The following is a 4,424-nucleotide window of genomic DNA, read 5'->3' on the forward strand; positions in this document are numbered from 1 at the left end:
CTTCACGCCCATCTCTTCACGCAGGAATTTAATCACTTTCTCAGCGTCGGCAGAGTCTGCTTTCCATTCGATACCCGCATAAATGTCTTCCGAGTTTTCACGGAAGATAACCATATCGGTCAGTTCAGGGTGTTTAACCGGGCTTGGAGTGCCCTGATAGTAACGTACCGGACGCAGGCAGATGTAGAGATCCAGTTCCTGGCGCAGGGCAACGTTCAGAGAGCGAATACCGCCACCAACCGGAGTGGTCAGCGGGCCTTTAATGGCAACGCGATATTCACGAATCAGATCAAGGGTTTCAGCAGGCAACCAGACGTCCTGACCATAAACCTGTGTGGATTTTTCACCGGTGTAAATTTCCATCCAGGAGATTTTACGCTCGCCTTTATAGGCTTTCTCGACTGCAGCGTCGACCACTTTCAGCATGGCTGGGGTTACATCTACACCGATTCCATCACCTTCAATGTAAGGGATAATCGGATTTTCAGGAACGTTGAGTTTGCCGTTTTGCAGGGTGATCTTCTTGCCTTGTGCCGGAACAACTACTTTACTTTCCATTCACCTCTCCTTCGAGCGCTACTGGTTTGCTCGTCTGCCACCACGTTGCATATGCGTTTGCGTCCTGCGATACGGATGCTTTAGAGCAATTTTTTGTTAATGATTTGTAATTGGCTTGTCAATACTACCCTATTGTTTGCCGTCATGAAAGATGCGCGTTATTAGGCTATAATGCGGCAATTCATAATCTCTGAAAATACCATGCAAAAAACTTCTTTTAGAAATCACCAGGTTAAGCGATTCAGCTCGCAACGTTCTACCAGGCGTAAACCTGAAAACCAGCCCACGCGTGTGATCCTGTTCAATAAACCCTACGATGTTCTTCCGCAGTTCACCGATGAAGCCGGACGCAAAACATTAAAAGAATTCATCCCGGTTCAGGGGGTGTATGCGGCAGGTCGTCTCGACCGCGACAGCGAAGGGTTACTGGTGCTGACCAATAACGGCGCGTTGCAGGCGCGTTTAACCCAGCCGGGTAAACGCACCGGAAAAATCTATTATGTGCAGGTGGAAGGTATTCCCACACAAGACGCACTTGAAGCCTTGCGCAATGGCGTAACCTTAAATGATGGCCCTACCCTGCCCGCAGGCGCGGAGCTGGTTGAAGAACCCGCGTGGTTATGGCCGCGGAATCCACCAATTCGTGAGCGCAAAAGTATTCCCACCAGCTGGCTGAAGATCACCTTATATGAAGGACGTAATCGCCAGGTGCGCCGCATGACCGCCCATGTTGGTTTCCCCACGCTGCGACTGATTCGCTATGCGATGGGGGATTACTCTTTGGATAATCTTGCCAATGGCGAATGGCGAGACGCGACAGATTAAGGATGCAAAATGTTTAAACCGCACGTTACCGTTGCTTGCGTGGTGCACGCAGAAGGCAAATTTTTAGTCGTTGAAGAGACGATTAATGGTAAAGCGTTATGGAACCAACCTGCCGGGCACCTGGAAGCCGATGAAACCTTAGTGGAAGCCGCCGCCCGTGAGCTGTGGGAAGAAACCGGCATCAGCGCGCAGCCGCAACACTTTATTCGTATGCATCAGTGGATTGCGCCCGATAAAACGCCGTTTTTGCGTTTCCTCTTTGCCATTGAGCTTGAGCAAATATGCCCGACGCAGCCTCATGACAGCGATATCGACTGCTGCCGTTGGGTCAGCGCCGAAGAAATTTTACAGGCGTCAAATCTTCGTTCGCCGCTGGTGGCGGAAAGTATTCGTTGTTATCAAAGCGGGCAACGCTATCCGCTGGAGATGATTGGCGATTTTAACTGGCCTTTTACAAAGGGTGTCATCTAAAAGGCTGCGTGATAGAATACGCCGCCTTGAAGTTCAATGTCGTGAGTGATCCAATGTCTGAAACCGCAAAAAAAGTAATCGTCGGCATGTCCGGCGGTGTCGATTCCTCCGTTTCTGCCTGGCTGTTGCAACAACAGGGATATCAGGTCGAAGGCCTGTTTATGAAGAACTGGGAAGAAGACGACGGTGAGGAATATTGCACAGCGGCAGCGGATCTGGCTGATGCCCAGGCTGTCTGCGACAAGCTCGGCATTGAACTGCACACCGTTAACTTTGCTGCCGAGTACTGGGACAACGTCTTCGAACTGTTCCTTGCCGAATATAAAGCCGGTCGCACGCCAATCCGGATATTCTGTGCAACAAAGAGATCAAATTTAAAGCTTTCCTCGAATTTGCCGCCGAAGATTTAGGTGCCGATTATATCGCTACCGGTCATTACGTACGTCGGGCAGATGTCGATGGCAAGAGCCGCCTGCTGCGTGGTCTGGACAGCAATAAAGACCAGAGCTACTTCCTTTATACGCTCAGCCATGAGCAGATTGCGCAAAGCCTGTTCCCGGTCGGCGAACTGGAAAAACCGCAGGTGCGTAAGATTGCTGAAGATCTTGGTCTGGTCACCGCGAAAAAAGACTCTACCGGCATTTGCTTCATTGGCGAACGTAAATTCCGCGAGTTCCTGGGCCGTTATCTCCCGGCGCAACCGGGCAAAATCATTACCGTCGATGGCGATGAAATTGGTGAGCACCAGGGGCTGATGTATCACACCCTCGGTCAGCGTAAAGGTCTGGGTATCGGTGGCACCAAAGACGGCACCGAAGAACCGTGGTATGTGGTCGATAAAGACGTCGAAAACAACATTCTGATTGTTGCGCAAGGCCATGAACACCCGCGTCTGATGTCTGTCGGTCTGATTGCCCAGCAGCTGCACTGGGTCGATCGCGAACCGTTCACCGGTACTATGCGTTGCACGGTAAAAACCCGCTATCGCCAGACCGACATCCCGTGCACCGTCAAGGCGCTGGACGATGATCGCATTGAAGTGATTTTCGATGAGCCGGTTGCCGCCGTGACGCCGGGCCAGTCTGCCGTTTTCTATAACGGTGAAGTGTGCCTCGGTGGCGGTATTATTGAGCAGCGTCTGCCGCTGCCGGTCTGATTATTATCTTTACTTAAAACAAGGAAGCAGTGAACGTGGCAAAGAATTACTATGACATCACCCTCGCCCTGGCCGGTATTTGTCAGTCGGCACGCCTGGTGCAACAACTCGCTCACCAGGGGCATTGTGATGCCGATGCGCTACACGTCTCACTCAACAGTATTATCGATATGAACCCCAGCTCGACGCTGGCGGTTTTTGGCGGTAGCGAAGCCAACCTGCGCGTCGGGCTGGAAACCTTGCTCGGCGTGCTCAATGCCAGCAGTCGCCAGGGCTTAAACGCCGAATTAACCCGCTACACACTCAGTCTGATGGTGCTTGAGCGCAAACTCTCCTCAGCGAAAGGTGCGCTCGACACTCTGGGCAACCGGATCAACGGCCTGCAACGCCAGCTCGAACACTTCGATTTACAGTCCGAAACGCTGATGAGCGCGATGGCTGCTATCTATGTTGATGTGATTAGCCCGCTTGGCCCGCGCATTCAGGTCACCGGTTCCCCTGCTGTACTGCAAAGCCCACAAGTGCAGGCGAAAGTTCGCGCAACCCTGCTGGCAGGCATTCGCGCCGCCGTGCTCTGGCACCAGGTCGGCGGCGGACGTCTGCAACTGATGTTTTCTCGTAATCGCCTGACCACTCAGGCAAAACAAATTCTTGCTCATTTAACCCCGGAGTTGTGATCTATGGAATTATCCTCACTGACCGCCGTTTCCCCTGTCGATGGACGCTACGGCGATAAAGTCAGCGCGCTGCGCGGGATTTTCAGCGAATATGGTTTGCTGAAATTCCGTGTACAAGTTGAAGTACGTTGGCTGCAAAAACTGGCCGCGCACGCAGCGATCAAGGAAGTTCCTGCTTTGCTGCCGACGCAATCGGTTACCTTGATGCAATTGTCGCCAGTTTCAGCGAAGAAGATGCAGCACGCATCAAAACCATCGAGCGTACCACTAACCACGACGTTAAAGCGGTTCAGTATTTCCTGAAAGAAAAAGTGGCGGAGATCCCGGAACTGCACGCGGTTTCTGAATTCATCCACTTTGCCTGTACTTCGGAAGATATCAATAACCTCTCCCACGCATTAATGCTGAAAACCGCGCGTGATGAAGTGATCCTGCCGTACTGGCGTCAACTGATTGATGGCATTAAAAATCTCTGCCGTTCAGTATCGCGATATCCCGCTGCTGTCCCGTACCCACGGTCAGCCAGCCACGCCGTCAACCATTGGTAAAGAGATGGCTAACGTCGCCTACCGTATGGAGCGCCAGTACCGCCAGCTTAACCAGGTGGAGATCCTCGGCAAAATCAACGGCGCTGTCGGTAACTACAACGCCCACATCGCCGCTTACCCGGAAGTTGACTGGCATCAGTTCAGCGAAGAGTTCGTCACCTCGCTGGGTATTCAGTGGAACCCGTACAC

General features: G+C 52.3%; 6 protein-coding genes and 1 pseudogene. 6 read left to right on the plus strand and 1 reads right to left on the minus strand.

All coding sequences use genetic code 11. From position 1 onward, the window contains the following. Positions 1-558: isocitrate/isopropylmalate family dehydrogenase (locus ACFQZ6_RS35385; protein WP_381619098.1), on the minus strand; the 558-nt coding region annotated here is incomplete at its 3' end. 201 nt (positions 559-759) lie between these two features. On the opposite strand from ACFQZ6_RS35385, the gene rluE reads away from it, so the two are divergent. From rluE to ACFQZ6_RS35415, 6 genes and pseudogenes are all read left to right on the plus strand, one after another. Continuing rightward, positions 760-1,383 (plus strand): 23S rRNA pseudouridine(2457) synthase RluE, encoded by a 624-nt coding sequence (gene rluE / locus ACFQZ6_RS35390; protein WP_001363326.1) that lies wholly within the window; start codon positions 760-762, stop codon positions 1,381-1,383. 9 nt (positions 1,384-1,392) lie between these two features. Next, on the plus strand, positions 1,393-1,854 hold the full coding sequence (gene nudJ / locus ACFQZ6_RS35395) for a phosphatase NudJ (protein WP_000476093.1): 462 nt from the start codon (positions 1,393-1,395) through the stop codon (positions 1,852-1,854). A gap of 71 nt (positions 1,855-1,925) precedes the next feature. Next, positions 1,926-3,010: pseudogene (gene mnmA / locus ACFQZ6_RS35400) on the plus strand (tRNA 2-thiouridine(34) synthase MnmA); the annotation flags it as partial. Between the two features lie 35 nt (positions 3,011-3,045). Beyond that, complete coding sequence (hflD, locus tag ACFQZ6_RS35405) at positions 3,046-3,687, plus strand: high frequency lysogenization protein HflD (RefSeq protein WP_001297479.1); 642 nt, start codon at positions 3,046-3,048, stop codon at positions 3,685-3,687. A gap of 128 nt (positions 3,688-3,815) precedes the next feature. After that, positions 3,816-4,235, plus strand: a complete 420-nt coding sequence (locus tag ACFQZ6_RS35410; protein ID WP_381619119.1) for a lyase family protein — start codon at positions 3,816-3,818, stop codon at positions 4,233-4,235. Beyond that, a partial coding sequence (locus ACFQZ6_RS35415; protein WP_381619122.1) for a lyase family protein occupies positions 4,144-4,424 on the plus strand: 281 nt, incomplete at its 3' end. The genes ACFQZ6_RS35410 and ACFQZ6_RS35415, both read left to right, overlap by 92 nt.

The organism is Streptomyces flavalbus (assembly GCF_042674625.1).
In the GTDB taxonomy this organism is placed as follows: domain Bacteria; phylum Actinomycetota; class Actinomycetes; order Streptomycetales; family Streptomycetaceae; genus Streptomyces; species Streptomyces flavalbus.

Bases quoted from the DNA above. Each gene is read 5' to 3' on its own strand.
- rluE (WP_001363326.1), top strand. From the start codon at position 760: ATGCAAAAAACTTCTTTTAGAAATCACCAGGTTAAGCGATTCAGCTCG.
- nudJ (WP_000476093.1), top strand. From the start codon at position 1,393: ATGTTTAAACCGCACGTTACCGTTGCTTGCGTGGTGCACGCAGAAGGC.